Here is a 16,172-nt window from a genome sequence, read left to right on the forward strand (position 1 = left end):
GATTCTTATGGCCCCCTTAAGGGAAACTAAAACGAAGTAAAAAGAAACGAAGAATGGAAATAATGAAAATAAAAAAGAAGGAAAAATATGAAAAGAAAAGATAAACCACATCCTCTTGCTTTCCTCGGGCCCCCTTTTTTTGAATTCCTCGGGCTTGACCCGAGGACCCACGCCTTACTTCTTTCGACATCCCAAGGGGCGCGTTCCGCACCCTTAGACCCTCGGGTCGAAGCCCGAGGGAATAAGTGTTTTTACTCGAATTGGCGAGCGGTGGTAGATACCTCTGAACACTCAATAATATCGCCTTCGCGGATATCATCATAGTTTTCAAAAGCCATACCGCAGTCAAAGCCATTTTTCACTTCTTTGACTTCATCTTTTATACGCTTTAGGGTCTTTAGTTTGCCTTCGTGAATGACGATATCGTTACGCAGCAAACGAACCTTGGATCCCCGCTTTACAACGCCTTCAGTCACATGACATCCAGCAATATTACCTAGGCTTGAAATTTTAAATACTTTTCTGATTTCAGCGCGTCCAATGAATACATCCTGTACAACAGGGGACAAAAGGCCGGTGAGCAAGGCTTTAATATCATTGATCACATCATAAATAATTGAGTAATATCGAATCTGAATATGTTCCTTTTGGGCCAGTTCCCGAGCCTGTGTGTTGGCGCGCACGTTAAACCCAATGATCAAAGCTTTTGAAGCTTTTGCTAAAGAAATATCCGTTTCTGTGATCCCCCCAATGCCCATATGCAAAACCTTTACCCCAACTTCTTCGTGGGCCAAATTTTTCAAACTGCTGGTAATAGCTTCCGCAGATCCGTGCACGTCAGCCTTGATCAGAACGTCTAATTCTTTGCGACCGCCAGCATGTTGAGCAAACAGGTTATCCATTTTGCTTTTATCGTAGACACCTAAATGTTTTCCTCTAACTTTACTTTGGCGATATTCAGCAATTTCACGAGCCTTTGATTCATTCTGTGTAACTGTTAGAATATCACCTGATCCCGGCAGTCCGTTGAATCCAATGATTTCTATAGGGGTTGAAGGACCCGCACTTTTCTGGGCTACACCATGGTGATCAATCAATGCCCGTACGCGACCAAACTGAGCCCCTGCAACGAAATAATCCCCGATTTTTAGAGTCCCCTTTTGAATCAAGGTTGTCGCAATAGGTCCCCGACCTTTTTCAAGTCTGGATTCGATTACAGCACCTACCGCTGGTCGATGAGGGTTAGCCCGCAAGTTCATAAGTTCTGCCTGCAATAGGATGGTTTCTTCCAATTTATTCAGGTTTGTTTTTTGTTTTGCAGAAACTTCCACACACAAAACATCACCACCCAATTCTTCCACATATATCTCGTGCTGCATTAACGCCTGGCGTACCCGGTCTGGGTTGGCTTCTGGCTTATCAATCTTGTTGATGGCCACAATAATCGGCACTTTAGCAGCCTTTGCATGGCGAATAGCTTCAATAGTTTGGTCCTTGATACCATCATCAGCAGCTACAACCAAAACCACAATATCTGTAACGTTGGCGCCTCGAGAGCGCATTTCCGTAAAAGCTGCGTGACCGGGAGTATCAATAAAGGTAATTTTTCCGCCGTTTTTCAAGGTTACCTGATAAGCCCCAATATGCTGGGTAATGCCACCTGCTTCCGTTGAAACCACATCTGTAGTGCGCAGTGCATCTAACAGGGATGTTTTTCCATGATCCACGTGTCCCATAATGGTCACAACCGGGCAACGGGGTTCCAAAGATTTTTCGGTATCTTCCTGATCATCTTGCAAAATATCTTCCACATCAGAATCAGCAACACGCTTTGGTTTATGACCCATTTCTTCCACAACAAGTTGCGCTGAGTCAGCATCAACTGATTGGGTTACAGTCACCAACATTCCCATTTTCATGAAACACTTGATAACATCAGATGCTTTTTCAGCCATACGGTTAGCAAGTTCCTGCACCGTAATGGTTTCAGGGATTGTGACTTCTCTGGAAATTTTTTCAAAATCCTGGTCGCGGCGCATGGCTTTTAGACGTTCTTTTTCCCGTGCGCGCTTCAAAGATGCAAGGCTTCGACTACGGCGCTGTTCACCATCTATGGCATCATCAGATAAGGCGCTGGTAATAGTAATTTTTCCTGCACGCCGGGGTTCAACCCGCTTAACAGGGGCCAAATGACGCAAGTTTTTAGCTGTTTCAGATTCTTCCTCAGGCGCTTCTTTTTTGAAAGTAGCGGAAGACTCTTTTTGTACAGTTTCCTCAGGCTCTACTACTGCGGCAGTTTCGGTTGCCAGAGCTTCTTCAATTTCTTGTTGTTTTTGAGCTTCTTTTTCTGTTTCTTGTTGGCGCAATTCAGCAGAACGTTTGCTGCTCTCGTCTAAATGGGCAGCTTTTTTTTCAACAAAGTCAGTTGCATCTTTCAAGGCCCGCAAACGCGCTTCCCGTTCTTCCCCAGTCAAAACTTTGGAAGAAGTTGGTTTATTGTCGTGGGGCTTATGTTCCGGCTCTTTAGGCTTTAAAACAGGAGCCGGCTTATGGGGCAAAGAAGGATGAGACGCCCGCATCTGTGAATCCTTAACAGCAGAATGCTGCACATCTCCTTGAACCAAACGACTGCGCTTAACCTCAACAATAACAGATTTACCTTTTGCAGTAGGCTGTTTTAAGTCTTTCAGACCCAGCTTACTGGAAAGGGTTAATGGCTTCTTCTGCTCTGTATCTTTTTGGTCGGGTGTGTCGGACATGCAAGCTCATCTTTATGAATTATTGAAACCAATGTTCGCGAGCCCGCATAATCAAAGCATCTGCTTCAACGCGGGTTAAAGCTGACTTTCCAACGATGTCCAAAAGTTCATCTGTTGAAAGATCGGCCAAGTCATCTAAAGTTTTCACTTTTTGTTCAGCAAGCTTAACCAAAGACTCTAAAGAAACACCTTCCAGTTCTTCCAGTTTTTTATCAACTTTCAGACCTTTCAATTTTTCCTTTAGCTCTTTTGTTTTTGCTTCTAAAAACTTCAGAGACCTCTTTTGAAGTTCTGTTGCCAAATCCTCGTCAAAGCCTTCAATAGCCAACAACTCTTCCAAGGGGGTGCCAGCGATTTCTTCGATAGTTTTAAAGTCCTCTACAGCTAATAAATGCCCAATCACTTCATCTACGTCCAAAGCCTTGATAAAGAGTTCTGACTTTTCCTTGTTTTCTTCTGCACGACTGCTTGCTTCTTGATCTTCCGTTAAAATGTTAACGTTAAGACCTGTTAACAATGAGGCCAAACGTACATTTTGCCCCCGACGACCAATGGCAATACTTTGTTGGGCTTCAGGAACCACAACATCCACCTGGTTGGTGCTTTCGTCAAATATAACCTTTGATATTTCAGCGGGCGCCAAGGCATTAATAATGAAATTTGCCTGGTTAGGTGACCACAAGACGATATCAACCTTTTCCCCCTGTAGTTCATTCACAATGGCTTGAATTCTGGATCCACGCATTCCCACACATGCCCCAACAGGGTCAATGCTGGCGTCTTCAGATCGAATAGCAATTTTTGCACGGCTGCCAGGATCCCGTGCAACAGATACAATTTCAATAGTACCGTCTGCAATTTCTGGAACTTCCTGTTCGAACAGTTTAGCCATAAAGTTTGGATGTGCCCTAGAAAGCTGAATCATAGGCCCCCGAGTTTCAGGGTTCACATCTAAGATATAACAACGTACACGATCCCCAGTTCTTAGGTTTTCCCTGGGAATACATTCATCACGACGCAAAGAAGCCTCTAAACGGCCCACATCAATAATATAATTTCCAAAATCAACACGCTTTACAGTGCCTGTAACAATTTGACCAATTTTATCTTTAAATTCATCGAATTGTTTTTGCCGTTCGGCTTGACGCACTCGGCTTCCAATAATCTGCCGAGCAGACTGAGCAGAGACACGACCAAAAGAGATAGGTGGCAATGGATCAACAACAAACTCACCCACAGTCAAAGCGGAATTTAGTTCTTGTGCATCTTCCAAAAGAATTTGGGTAGAGGGATTTTCAACAAGTTCAACCACTTCCCGATAGCGCGCTAAATTCACGTCTCCTGTTACGCGGTCAATAAACGCCCGAATATCATTTTCATGCCCATACTTCGTCCGTCCAATTTTTTGGATGGCTTCTTCCATAGCAATAAATACTTCTTCAGGATCAATTCCTTTTTCCCGTGCAACCGCTTCTGCAATCTGCAAAGCTTCTTTATTAACAGCTAAACCCATTGGTTCCTCATTAAAACATATGCCTAATTAAACAAAAAGGCGGACCCACGTCCACCCCTATAACACCATCTTAAGGATAAATTAAGGGGGATTATATCTCTTTTTTTAAATTAGTCAATTCACTTGAATTTTAGAAATTTATTTCTTATGTTGTGCTCGTGTTAGGTTTTAATTGGAGAGTAATAATTGAAAAAAATAATATTTAAGGCTTGTTTTATCCTTTTGTTGAATGCACCCCTGTCTTTTGGGGCAACCCGTCCGGACCCTGAAGAAAAGTCCTCTAGAGCGCCAATAACCCAAGAATCTCTTAAAACTCTTTTCGCAGAAGCTGCAATAACCCCTCCTGTAGAATCGCAAGAAATTTTCACCTGTTTAGAAAAGCTTCACCAACGCTATAATGTTGTACAATCAGCAACCACCCCTTTTATTCTTAAAAAGTTAGTGAGCCTGAAAAAAGAAGATCTATTTCCTTTTTTGGTGACTATAATTGAACAAGCTGACCTTCTGATCAAAGGAAAATCTGATGGACATCTGCACTATCACTCCCTAATAGCCAATTTCGCAGAACTAACTGATCTGCAGTCAATCAGAAAACTTTCTAATGCAACTCTTGCCTTGATGGGAAATTGCAGAGCAGAAGACATGTGTGGGGCTTTGCATAAACTAGCAGAACTTGATCAAAGCAATGATGTTAACTTTGATATTCTGATACCTGAAATTAACAAACTTATAGATTCTTTGGCCCCCCCCTTTCCCGAAGCAGAAAAGGATAAAGTCAACTGGAACTTGGATTTAGACCTACAAACTTTTGCAGACGTTTTAAAAATAAGACCAACGCATTTTTCTAACTTTGTATCATTCGTTAAAAAAAATACCTTGCCTCTGCTACGCAGTTCACCCGAACAAACGATTCGCAAAGCAATATCCACTACAAATTTGGTTACGAGTATTTGTTTTGATAGCTTAGAGAATACTGAAATTAGGGAGCAAATAAAAACACAAAATCGCCTAGAACAGATCATTACTTCTTATCATTTTTTGATGCCATCAGAATTTCCTATTATCGAAATTAGGGTGTTGCGCAAACTAGTATCTATTCCTGGATGTTTATTACCTTTAATTTCTAATCTATGTGGCACCCTTGTTTTGTGTGGAGATCTAAGCTATGGCCCAAATTGGAAGAATGACTTTGAAGTTTACTCTGAGTGCCTTTATTTATCTTTAGAAAGATTTTACAATCACCGAGTTGCATTAGAAGCTTTAGTAAGGTCGGCTGCAGATTTCCAGGTTCTAGCCTCATTCCCACTGCGACCTATTTTAGATCGTTCCTCTGTGACGCTTTTGACACTCTTTCCTATAGAACATTTTGCTGCTGAAGGGGTTTTTGGCACCTTGAATCCCGAATTAATTCAAGACTTCCTGGTTGAAGAGCAAGAGAACTATGCAGATCTTGAGGCTGCTATTGAAATCCATGAGTATTCAAAGAAAGTAGAAAAAAAATCGGCACTTTCTTTAATCAAAAATCGCCTAGCAAAAGCAAGGCTTTTAAATTTTGACGAACTCCAACAGGAAGTTTTAAAATGGAGACCAGACGCTAAAGAAGTTCTACTGCAAGGATTTCCAAAAGAAACTCCTCTTGCTGACATAAGAAGTTTTTGTCTTGTAGGAACTTTCGTTCTGACCCAACATCCTGATTTTTTTGATGCCTGGATAGGAGGATTTATTGCAGAATCTCAGGCTGCTTACACAGAGAGAAAAAACCCTTTAAGTTGTAAAAAAGGTATTCAGGAGAGGGCTCTAACGGCTTTGCGAGGTATTGAAGATTCAGAAATTAATCTACTTTTTAAAAGCGCCGAACAAGAAAATCTTATGAAGGCCTTAAATTCAAGGCTGCAGCTAAGAGCTGACGATGAAACTCTTAGGCAATCTAACATTAAGTTTATTTCTGGAAAGTTGATTGAAATGGGTTATAGACAAAACACTTCTGCTGAAGACGCCGGCAAACTATATGGAGATTTTATATCTCAATCCGCACAAAGTTATGGCGCTGCCGTTGATGATGAGCTGCAGAAAACAATGGAACTTTCCGCTGAAACAATTGAAATAGAGCTGTCTTCCAAAGATAGTTCTTTAAAAACTGCTTTGGATCAACTTTTGAAAGCTGCCCGATCTGCTCCTGCAGCAGCAGATGATGATGACGATGATGACGGACAGATATCCACAAAAAGATCTAGGGCTGACAATCCAACATTGCAAGATGCTCGCCGGAAGCGAGCTGAAGCTGCCGAAGAGCGCCGTCGGAAAGAGCGAGAAACCACCCCTTAAAAATTTCTACCTACTTTCCTGACAAATCTGGCACGATAAAAGATGACCTGTACTAATACAGGAAAATCCCAAGATCCCACAGTTTTGTGAAGGTGTCGCTAATTTCTAGAAAAGGTATTTTCTTGATATTCTGAACCACCTATTGTATGACCGTAAGGGTAGTAATTTCTAAGGAATAAAAATGGAAGAAATCGTTTCTTTATGTAAACGCCGGGGATTTATTTTTCAAAGCTCTGAGGTCTATGGCGGCCTTCAAGGTATTTACGATTACGGCCCGCTGGGGGTTGAGCTTAAGAACAATTTGAAACAGGCTTGGTGGCGCTCTATGGTTTACGAGCGCGATGATATCGAGGGCCTTGATTCTTCTATCATTACCCACCCCATGACGATGAAACACTCGGGTCACGAAAGCACTTTTACAGATCCTATGGTTGATTGCCGTCAATGCAAACATCGGATGCGAGCGGACCATGTGATTGATGGAAAGTGCGACCATTGTGGATCTAAAGACTTGACGGAACCTCGGAATTTTAACCTGATGTTCAAGGCCAATTTTGGCCCCGTGGAAGATGGAGGCGTTTATGTTTATTTGCGCCCAGAAACGGCCCAGGGAATCTTTTTAAATTTTAAAAATGTGGTGGATACAACATCCCGTAAGTTGCCATTTGGCATTGCCCAAATGGGGAAAGCCTTCCGAAATGAAGTAACACCCCGCAACTTTATTTTCCGTGTGCGGGAATTTGAGCAGATGGAACTTGAATTTTTTGTGGAACCGGGCACAGACGAAGAATGGCATGAGAAGTGGGTTGAGGCTCGGGTGCAGTGGTGGAAAGATCAAGGACTCACTTCAAATAATCTGCAATTACAACATCAGGACAAAGCTGAATTGGCCCACTATGCCAAAGCCACCGTTGATATCTTGTATAAGTTTCCCCATGGTTTTGAAGAACTTGAAGGCATTGCAAATCGTACGGATTTTGATTTGGGATCCCATTCCAAAAATCAGAATGAACTCTCTTTGTTCGCCAAAGTATTACCAAATGATGATTCCAACACAAAATTGGGCATCCAGAATTTGGAAACAAAAAAGATGACTGTTCCCTTTGTGATTGAACCTTCCGCCGGTTTAGACCGGGGTGTGCTCGCCGTTTTGGTTGAAGCTTATACCAAGGAAACTCTGGAAAATGGGGAACGCATTGTCTTGAAGCTAAAACCCCATCTGGCCCCCATTAAGGTAGCTGTGGTTCCCTTAGCTAAAAACAATGAACAAATCGTAGCTAAAGCAAAAGAGATCACCCAGATGTTGAAGAAACTTTCCCTGGGACGCATTAAATATGAGGACACGGGGAATGTAGGGAAAGCCTACCGCCGCCATGATGAAATTGGAACCCCTCTTTGTATCACTGTTGATTTTGATACTTTTGAAGGAACCCAAGAAACAGTGACTATTCGGAACCGAGACACCATGGCCCAAGAACGTATTCCCATAAAGGATATCAGGTCTTATGTGCTAGAGTATTTTTTGTAGACTTTCTGCCGTTAGAAAATCTAATCTTTACAAAGAATAGGGATTCATTATAATCCACCTGTATGCGTCCTTAGCTCAGTTGGATAGAGCATCGGCCTTCTAAGCCGAGGGTCGGAGGTTCGAATCCTCCAGGACGCACCATTTTTTAGTAAACTTCTTGGATTAATACATTTTTTGCCCAGTGGGTACCCTTGAGTCAACTGTAACCAAACAAATAGATTGGTTCTTGTCAGCAAACCCCACAAGAAGAAACTGAGACTTAAACCCGGCAATATTTTTTTCTCCCAAGTTCACGCACCCCACAACTTGCTTGCCCACTAGGGATTCCAACGTATAGTTTGCTGTTATTTGGGCCGAGGTTTGAAGAACCCCAATATCAGGACCAAAATCAACCCATACCTTAAAGGCGGGTTTTAGGACGCGGGGAAATTCCTCAACCTTTACAATAGAACCTGACCGTAACTCAACTTGTTCAAATTCTGCATATGTGATGATTTTCATGCTATATCAGTCCACGGAGTTATTTGTATATTTTTAAAAGAAAAAGCCTCATCTCCCGCATAAATCAAAAAACCTTCTGCATCATCATCTGACAACTGCTGAAAATCCATTAGCTTTTCAACAAATGTTTTCTGAAAGGTAGCCCCTGATTTTATTTCTATAATTTTTAAGGGATGAGAATCAATAAGAAGATCTATTTCCCCGCCCCCATACATTTTCCAATAATAGAAATTTCTATTTTCCCCTCTATTGTTCAATGTTTTTATAAATTCAGAAATAACGAAACCTTCAAAAATAGCTCCCTTAGCAGAATGAGTTTGTAAATGTTCGGCCGAGTCAATTCCTAAAAGATGGCATACAATAGCTGAATCATAAAAATAAAGCTTCGGGGTTTTAACAAGGCGTTTGTTGTAGTTTTTATAATAGGGCTGCAGTCGGAATATCAAGAAACTTGCTTCCAGAATACTGATCCAATTATGAATTGTCGTTTGGGAAACACCCGTATCAACAGAAATTTGGAGCACATTCAATTGTTGTCCATGATAACCAGCGCACAGCTTAATAAATAAACGGAATTTTGTTAAGTCTTTTATATTTTCAATAAGCCTTACGTCCCGTTCAACATATGTTTTTAGATAGCTTTCAAACCATTTCCGGGTGGGAAGATTTTCATGATAGGGTCGGGGATATTGGCCTTGAAACAAATAATCCCACAAGGAAATGGCGGAAATTTTTTTGTCAGATTTAAATTCTTTATAGGTCAGAGGCAACAGCTCATAAAGCCCAATACGCCCAGCAAGGCTTTGGGATATGTTCTTTTGAAGTAGAAAATTTTGGGAACCGGACAAAATAAATTTATTCGTTCGTTTCGGATCATCAATAAATTCTTGCAGATAGGAAAAGAGCTTTCCGGAATTTTGGGCTTCGTCAATGATCCAGTTTTGAGTTGGATTCGCAAAGAATCCCCGCACATCTTCTGTGACGAGCTCCAGGGTATCTGGGCTTTCTAAAGAGATATATTTGTAGTCTGGAAATAGTTCTCGCAAAAGAGTAGTTTTTCCGCTCTGTCGCGGCCCCACTAAAGCAAAGGCCCGAAACTTTTTAGCTTCTGTTAATAGCAAATTTGCAATCTGACGTTTGAACATACTGGCCTCTATCTATTTCTTTACATTTTACAAATTATCGTAAAATGTCAAGTAGCATTTTACATTTTAAAAAAATTTGTAAAATGTAAAGTGACCAAAAAAATTATTTCCCCCCAGGGTTTTCGCTGAATTCTTTCATCTTATCCGGTTTGCCTAGCCAAGCCTCCGCATCTGCAGGGGCTTCTCCTTTTTTGAGAATATTGGGCCACAGAGTTGCATATTTCTGGTTAAAGTCTACCCAGAATTCAGCCCCTTCTTTTGTGTCAGCTACAATCGCTTCCGCAGGACATTCTGGCTCACACACACCACAGTCAATGCAAACGGTGGTATCAATCACCAGCATGTTTTCGCCCTCATAAAAACAATCCACGGGACAGACCTCAACACAGTCCATATATTTACAGCGAATGCAGGCATCCGTCACAACATAAGTCATTTTAAAATTCCTTAAAAATCTGACTTATGATAAATGTGAGCTATGACAAAGTAAAGGAATTCGAAATCATGATTATTACTATTGATGGCCCCTCTGGCGTTGGTAAGGGAACGTTGAGTAAGCTGCTGGCAGCTGAGCTAAAATATGCCCGACTAGATGTAGGTCTGCTGTTTCGGGCTGTGGCTTTTATGATTGAAGATTTGGATTTTTTTGAAAAAAATTCAACGCAGGCCAAAGAACGTATTCTTGCTATGGACGTAAATGCTATGTCCCTAAATGAATTAAGGTCAGAAATCATCAGCCAGAGAGCCTCTAAAATTGCAACAATTCCTTTGGTTCGCACCTGTCTTTTAGATTTTCAACGAAAGTTTATGGTAGACCACAAGGCCGGTGTTATTCTGGATGGTCGCGATGGAGGAACGGTTGTAGCTCCTTGGGCTGATAAGAAGATTTTTCTAACAGCTTCAGCCCAAGAGCGCGCAGAGAGACGGTATAAAGAATTTCTGGAAAAGGGAATTTCTACAAATTTTAATGATATGCTTCAAAACTTAAAGGAACGGGATGAACGGGATGAAAACAGGGTGCTCGACCCCCTGAAACCCGCGGAAGATGCCCTTATTTTGGATACAACGGGTCTATCTATTGACCAGGTTTTTAAAAAAGCTTTATTTTTTATTAAAAGTTGATTATGGTGGGGCCGATAGAATTTTTGCAGGCTCTGCCATAAAACAAGGGTTTTATCCTATTTTATACCTAAAAGGAAAATAAATATTATGACTAAAGCAATAGACAATTTTGCTGAATTACTTGACGAATCGTTTAAACAAAAAAAATATGAAGGGTCCGTTATCAAGGGCACTATTATTGCCGTAGAACGGGAATATGTGTTGGTTGATGTGGGCTTAAAATCTGAAGGTAAAGTATACCTTAGAGAATTTGGTCACTCCCAGGGATCTGAGCTGAAGCTTGGTGATGTGGTTGACGTTTATTTGGAACGCATGGAAAACCGGGACGGAGAAATCGTTCTAAGCCGTGAAAAGGCGCGCCGAGAAGAATCTTGGGAAGAATTGGAAGTTTCTTATAATAAAAAAGAGCGTGTCACAGGTGTGATTGTTAGCCGTGTACGCGGCGGATTCACTGTGGATCTTGCCGGTGTAGGCGCCTTTTTGCCTGGAAGCCAAATTGATATTCGCCCTATTAAAGATACGTATTCTTTGATGAATATTGAGCAACCATTCCTTATCTTAAAGATGGATCGCTTGCGTGGAAATATCGTTGTTTCTCGTCGCGCTGTTTTGGAAGAATCTCAAGCAGAAAGCCGCAGTGAGATGATGTCAACTCTGGCGGAAGGTAGCATTCTGGAAGGAACTGTTAAGAATATCACAGACTACGGTGCTTTCGTTGATCTTGGTGGAATTGATGGTTTGCTTCACGTAACAGATATTTCTTGGGATCGTATTGCCCACCCTTCAGATGTTTTGAAGATTGGTCAAGTCATCAAGGTTAAGGTCACAAAAATTAGCGACACTCATCGTATTTCTTTAGGAATGAAGCAGCTTGAACAAGACCCTTGGTCTGGTGTAGCAAGCCGTTACACTTCAGGTACTGAAATATCTGGAACTGTAAGTAACATTATGGATTACGGTGTTTTCGTTTTGTTAGAATCTGGCATTGAAGGCCTAATTCACGCGTCCGAACTTAGCTGGACTAAAAAGAATGTTCATCCTAACAAGATCGTTTCTTTGGGGGATACACTAACTGTAAAAGTTTTGGAAGTTGATCCTGAAAAACGCCGCGTTAGCTTAAGCTTACGTCAATGTTCACAAAACCCGTGGATTGCCTTTGCTGAAAAGCATCCTGCTGGCAGTGTGATCGAAGGCGAAATCAAGAACTTTACTGAATTCGGTATGTTCCTTGGTGTTGATGGTAACGTTGATGGAATGGTTCATCTGAATGACCTTTCTTGGGAAAAGTCTGGTGAAGAAGCTCTGCAAGCCTTTAAAAAGGGTGAAAAAATCCAGGTTAAAGTCTTGGATGTTGCCCCAGAAAAAGAACGTATCAGCTTGGGTATTAAGCAACTTTCTGCAGATCCTTTTGAATCTGTTGAAGCCTCTAAAACTGGTGAAGTCTTGACCTGTACAGTTCAAGAAGTAACTGAACAAGGTATTCACGTTACAACAGAAAAAGGTATTCCAGCCTTTATTCGAAAAGGTGACTTGGCGAAAGAACGCTCAGAACAGAAACCAGAACGATTTGCTGTGGGTGAACGGGTTGACGCACAGGTTCTCAGCTTCGATAAGAAGACCAGAAAACTTGCTTTGTCTATCAAGGCTCGCGAAGTAGCTGAAGAAAAGAAAGCTATGGCAGAATATGGTTCTTCAGATAGCGGAGCCAGCTTGGGTGATATCTTGGGTGCAGCCATCAATCTTGAAAAAGTAAAGAAAACAGCTGCTGCTGCGAAGGAACCTAAAGAGCCTAAGGAAGAGAAGCCTAAGGCAGAAAAAAAAGAAACTTCTAAAGCAGCCCCTAAAAAGGCTAAGAAAAAAGCAGAAGCTAAAGACGAGTAGTCTTTAGCGCTTTTAAAATAAAAAAGACCGCTGGGGTTGGACTCAGCGGTCTTTTTTTTGGGATAGAGTAGTAAGAAGTTCTCCTAAGTCTTACTCTTGATGTGGACCAACGAAGAGCCAATGGTGCAGAAACCGATGAAAAGGGGTATTGCATTATGGGCGCAGGTAGAAGATCCCCTAAAGAGTGTAGGAAAGTAAGTTCCCTATTGCATATGTTTTTTAAGAGATTGAATTTCCCGTTGGACGATGGTTTCCACCAGGCGGGGAAGATTTTTATCAAGCCAATCTTTCAGCATGGGACGAACTAAGTCCCCCAGAAACTTTTCAACTGCTTCGTTCTTATAGGGTGTTGACGCGGGCTGCTCGGCATGAGCTGTTTGATTAAGTTGAGACAAAGCACTAACTGATGCTGACAAAGCTTCAGATGACATCAAGCGATCATGTCGAATGGGGCTTGAAGATTCAAAAGAAGAGATAGGTTTCACGGGGTTCACTTTTAAATCAACCCGTTTGGTCAATTCTAAAACATTATCATCATCGTCAAATTTTTTGGTCTTAGGGGGGCGTATGTCTTCTAAATCTGTCGACATGATTTTCCGAATAGAAGACAGAATTTCTTCCATGGATTCATCTTCAACGGCCTGTTTTGTTAAATGTTCGTTCCCCATTTTATCATCTCATCATTTGAAGTTTGTACGGTGTTCATGCGGTCATCGTCCGCGATTCCAATACCCCAGAATGGGATCTTATTTTCATCTTGCGTTGGGTCATACAAAGGTACTTCCAAGTTCAGATAGAGGGCTCTTAGAATGCCCATGGCATCGAGTAGCGCATAGGCTGCTTGCACTTCCCCTTGCTCGGATCTTACGAGTTCAACCTGAGCTGAGAAATATTCCTGTTCGGATGCCAATACATCAATTGTTTGTTTGCTTCCTGCCAGGTATTCTTCCTTTGCCATATCGACTGCTATCTTAGCAGCATCAACCTGAGCCTTCACCTGGTCTATTGTTGCCTTTGTTGCCTGCCAAATATCCCAAGCCTGACTTGTTTTTTCAATTACATCTCGCCGTTGATGGAGCGCTTCTAACCGTTTTTGAGCAGCTGCATACTTATACTGTTTAATGGAGGTTTGGGTTGATCCTCTGAAATCCAGAGGAATACTTAACGTCGCATCACCCCCTAAATCATTCACACGAGAACTATAACGTCCTGTGGAAGATGCAGTTGTACTGTCTGTTTCTGAAAGGGTTCGTCTAGCTGTTGCCCCAACGGCAAAAGAGGGAAGCAATCCGCCAAAAACCTTATCTACGCTCGCTTTTGCTGCGTCAGCGTCCGCATCCCTTTTCTTAAGTTCAGGGCTGTGTTGTAGGGTTAAATAAATAGCTTCTTCCTTGCTTTTGGGCAAAAGATTGGCGGGGTATGCAGCCTGTTCCAAAGATCTAGCAGGGTTGATCCCTGTATCTTTTAGATAAGCAGCCTCACTAGCTTTTAATTCGGCAACCGCCCTAATGGTATCACTCTTTGCCTTTTCCAGCTTGGCTTTTGTGGCAGCTGCATCATATAAAGTGGCTTCCCCAAATTCATGACGCGCTTTGGCAATACGGTAACTTTCTTGTAGTAAATCCTGATTTTTCTGGTTTAGATCCAAGACTTTCTGTTTCGAATAATAATCAATATGATCTTTAATGGCCTTAAATAAAATAGCCTTTTCTGTCATTAAATATTCAGCGGTGGCAGCATCCACCTGCTTGGCGGAAAATTCAATACCTGCTGTGGTGGCACCTCCGTTATAAAGATTTTGCTCAACACGAACTGATCCTTGTTTTGTGTCAGCCGTTGAAATCCCAGTGGGAGATGACTGAAGGGCCGGGTTAGAGCTGCTATTCACAGTTTTGGCGGAATCCCGCGTGTATTTTAAGTTAGCTTGTGCTGTTGGTAGCCAGTCTCTGCGGGCTGTGGATAGCCCCATCTGGGCTGCTTTCACTTGATATTCTGCCGTTAGCAAGGGACTTTGTTGATAGGCCCCCATCATCGAGCTCATCAAGGAAACAGAAAAAGGCGCACTTGTTGGGGCAGACGATTCTTTTGTAGCGGATTTTTCTGAAGCCATAGATGTGTTGGCTACAGCGGCATCCGGTGAAAATGTTGTGGGGATACCTTTTACCTCTTCATCCGAGAGATCTGCTGTTTCTTGTATATCTGGCAAAGCCTCTGTCGTATCCTGGGCAAAAGACAGCCCCTGCCACAGCAGCACCAAAACAATCAAACCATAGGTTAATCTTTTCAACATAAATTCCTAATTTGTGCACAATATTTAAGTCATCATACATTCGTTTCCTCCTTTTGTGAAGAGTTTGTAAAAAAGCCTTGAAGTTTAACAAGTGAATACCTATTTTAACTGTAGTTTGAGATTTTTTGAGGAGATGAAAAATGAAAAAATTAATTGCTTTTGCTTTTATGTTTGGTGTTTTGGCGTGTAACCAAGATGTGTTTTCTGCTGCACGTGAGGATGAGCCCTATAAGAGAATCATGATTGGGTGTGGTCAGGTTATGCCCCAAGATCAGGGCTTTATCGCAGAACATTGGACTAAACTTAAAGCTGGTGACTTTAGCGTTGATTTGAATCCCATTATGCGACCTCATTGTGTGGGAGATTGTTGGAATCCAGAAACAGTTAAAACGTTTCCTAAAAATGTTCAAAAAATTAAATTTAAACATGTAGGACTTGGGGGTATGCCCATTAACTGGCACCAATACTTGAAAGATGTGGTCATAAAAGGACCGGAGCTAGCACGACCAACCCTTGCGAAAAATAACTTTTCAGTGCCAATTCAGAATATGGGTCTTAGTTTTCTGAAGTCTCCTGAAGAAACTTTCGGAGGCGATGATTTAACGCCTTGTTTAAAAAATTATTATGATTGTTTACAGGCAAGTGGCACTTTGTCTTATATGAGTCAGAGGAGCTTCCCCCTCTTTTTTCGTTTTTCTTTATCTTTTGACGCTGATATTACTGAAGAGCAGTTTCAAAGATTTTCAAACTATATGAATGAAAAAGTAGACCGTACTGAGAATTTTGCAGACGGCTATGGATTCAAAAGAGATCCCCTCTGTATTGAAGACAAACAGTATCGCGCCCTTATGACCAAAGGACTGTTCAGGGATGGCCCAATGCCCAAGGAATCTACATTCGGAAAACCCCTTCCTGTTGTGGGAAAAATTGACTCAAAAACAATTATCATCGATGGGCTCTTCAGAAATGTCTTGCGAGATGGACATAAAAAGCTACTAGAAGATTCTGGGTTTACAAATGTTAGGGTTCACTTTCCAACCTGGAGAGAAACTTTTGGACCTTATGACAGTCAAGTTCTAAAAATGTGGGCAAAAAAGTCAGCGTAATA

The 16,172-nt window shown here is 41.7% G+C and carries 12 protein-coding genes and 1 tRNA gene; 6 read left to right on the top strand and 7 right to left on the bottom strand.

The features are described from left to right. Nucleotides 1-251: 251 nt before the first annotated feature. Both infB and nusA read right to left on the bottom strand, forming a co-directional pair. On the bottom strand, nucleotides 252-2,759 hold the full coding sequence (gene infB, locus WCG05_05065) for a translation initiation factor IF-2 (GenBank protein ID MEI8321355.1): 2,508 nt from the start codon (nucleotides 2,757-2,759) through the stop codon (nucleotides 252-254). A gap of 19 nt (nucleotides 2,760-2,778) precedes the next feature. Continuing rightward, a complete protein-coding gene (gene nusA / locus WCG05_05070; GenBank protein MEI8321356.1) occupies nucleotides 2,779-4,272 on the bottom strand; it encodes a transcription termination factor NusA in 1,494 nt (497 codons plus the stop codon). A gap of 186 nt (nucleotides 4,273-4,458) precedes the next feature. Between nusA and WCG05_05075 the strand changes: the two genes are divergently transcribed. The 3 genes from WCG05_05075 to WCG05_05085 all read left to right on the top strand — a co-directional run bounded on the left by WCG05_05075 (nucleotide 4,459) and on the right by WCG05_05085 (nucleotide 8,266). Then, entirely contained in the window at nucleotides 4,459-6,597 is a 2,139-nt protein-coding gene (locus tag WCG05_05075; protein ID MEI8321357.1) for a hypothetical protein, read from the top strand. Nucleotides 6,598-6,778: 181 nt separating this feature from the next. After that, entirely contained in the window at nucleotides 6,779-8,125 is a 1,347-nt protein-coding gene (locus WCG05_05080; GenBank protein MEI8321358.1) for a glycine--tRNA ligase, read from the top strand. A gap of 64 nt (nucleotides 8,126-8,189) precedes the next feature. Then, nucleotides 8,190-8,266: transfer RNA gene (locus tag WCG05_05085), tRNA-Arg, on the top strand. A gap of 21 nt (nucleotides 8,267-8,287) precedes the next feature. Here the strand turns inward: WCG05_05085 and WCG05_05090 are convergent. The 3 genes from WCG05_05090 to fdxA all read right to left on the bottom strand — a co-directional run bounded on the left by WCG05_05090 (nucleotide 8,288) and on the right by fdxA (nucleotide 10,207). Continuing rightward, nucleotides 8,288-8,626 carry a tRNA-binding protein gene (locus WCG05_05090; GenBank protein ID MEI8321359.1) on the bottom strand — a complete coding sequence of 113 codons (339 nt, stop codon included), beginning with the start codon at nucleotides 8,624-8,626 and terminating at the stop codon, nucleotides 8,288-8,290. Then, nucleotides 8,623-9,771: an ATP-binding protein gene (locus WCG05_05095; GenBank protein MEI8321360.1), complete on the bottom strand. Its 1,149-nt coding sequence runs from the start codon at nucleotides 9,769-9,771 to the stop codon at nucleotides 8,623-8,625. Before WCG05_05095 ends, WCG05_05090 begins: the two co-directional genes overlap by 4 nt. A 103-nt stretch (nucleotides 9,772-9,874) precedes the next feature. Further along, nucleotides 9,875-10,207, bottom strand: a complete 333-nt coding sequence (gene fdxA / locus WCG05_05100; GenBank protein ID MEI8321361.1) for a ferredoxin FdxA — start codon at nucleotides 10,205-10,207, stop codon at nucleotides 9,875-9,877. A gap of 68 nt (nucleotides 10,208-10,275) precedes the next feature. Between fdxA and cmk the strand changes: the two genes are divergently transcribed. Beyond that, nucleotides 10,276-10,893, top strand: coding sequence for a (d)CMP kinase (gene cmk, locus WCG05_05105; GenBank protein ID MEI8321362.1), 618 nt, complete (start codon nucleotides 10,276-10,278; stop codon nucleotides 10,891-10,893). A gap of 87 nt (nucleotides 10,894-10,980) precedes the next feature. Further along, complete coding sequence (locus WCG05_05110; GenBank protein MEI8321363.1) at nucleotides 10,981-12,774, top strand: 30S ribosomal protein S1; 1,794 nt, start codon at nucleotides 10,981-10,983, stop codon at nucleotides 12,772-12,774. Nucleotides 12,775-12,977: 203 nt separating this feature from the next. On the opposite strand, the gene WCG05_05115 is transcribed toward WCG05_05110, so the two are convergent. Next, on the bottom strand, nucleotides 12,978-13,442 hold the full coding sequence (locus WCG05_05115; GenBank protein ID MEI8321364.1) for a DUF2497 domain-containing protein: 465 nt from the start codon (nucleotides 13,440-13,442) through the stop codon (nucleotides 12,978-12,980). Further along, complete coding sequence (locus tag WCG05_05120; GenBank protein ID MEI8321365.1) at nucleotides 13,424-15,064, bottom strand: TolC family protein; 1,641 nt, start codon at nucleotides 15,062-15,064, stop codon at nucleotides 13,424-13,426. The genes WCG05_05115 and WCG05_05120 overlap by 19 nt, the downstream gene beginning before the upstream one ends. A 140-nt stretch (nucleotides 15,065-15,204) precedes the next feature. Here WCG05_05120 and WCG05_05125 point away from each other — a divergent pair, with 140 nt between their 5' ends. After that, nucleotides 15,205-16,170 carry a hypothetical protein gene (locus WCG05_05125; GenBank protein MEI8321366.1) on the top strand — a complete coding sequence of 322 codons (966 nt, stop codon included), beginning with the start codon at nucleotides 15,205-15,207 and terminating at the stop codon, nucleotides 16,168-16,170. Nucleotides 16,171-16,172: the final 2 nt, after the last annotated feature.

It is taken from the genome of Alphaproteobacteria bacterium, from assembly GCA_037146715.1.
Classification (GTDB): Bacteria; Pseudomonadota; Alphaproteobacteria; order UBA7879; family UBA5542; genus JBAWWO01.

What these genes read in the sequence shown, in the direction of transcription:
- infB (MEI8321355.1), bottom strand. Translation starts at nt 2,759, where the DNA reads ATGTCCGACACACCCGACCAAAAAGATACAGAGCAGAAGAAGCCATTA.
- nusA (MEI8321356.1), bottom strand. Translation starts at nt 4,272, where the DNA reads ATGGGTTTAGCTGTTAATAAAGAAGCTTTGCAGATTGCAGAAGCGGTT.
- WCG05_05080 (MEI8321358.1), top strand. Translation starts at nt 6,779, where the DNA reads ATGGAAGAAATCGTTTCTTTATGTAAACGCCGGGGATTTATTTTTCAA.
- WCG05_05090 (MEI8321359.1), bottom strand. Translation starts at nt 8,626, where the DNA reads ATGAAAATCATCACATATGCAGAATTTGAACAAGTTGAGTTACGGTCA.
- WCG05_05095 (MEI8321360.1), bottom strand. Translation starts at nt 9,771, where the DNA reads ATGTTCAAACGTCAGATTGCAAATTTGCTATTAACAGAAGCTAAAAAG.
- fdxA (MEI8321361.1), bottom strand. Translation starts at nt 10,207, where the DNA reads ATGACTTATGTTGTGACGGATGCCTGCATTCGCTGTAAATATATGGAC.
- cmk (MEI8321362.1), top strand. Translation starts at nt 10,276, where the DNA reads ATGATTATTACTATTGATGGCCCCTCTGGCGTTGGTAAGGGAACGTTG.
- WCG05_05110 (MEI8321363.1), top strand. Translation starts at nt 10,981, where the DNA reads ATGACTAAAGCAATAGACAATTTTGCTGAATTACTTGACGAATCGTTT.
- WCG05_05115 (MEI8321364.1), bottom strand. Translation starts at nt 13,442, where the DNA reads ATGGGGAACGAACATTTAACAAAACAGGCCGTTGAAGATGAATCCATG.
- WCG05_05120 (MEI8321365.1), bottom strand. Translation starts at nt 15,064, where the DNA reads ATGTTGAAAAGATTAACCTATGGTTTGATTGTTTTGGTGCTGCTGTGG.
- WCG05_05125 (MEI8321366.1), top strand. Translation starts at nt 15,205, where the DNA reads ATGAAAAAATTAATTGCTTTTGCTTTTATGTTTGGTGTTTTGGCGTGT.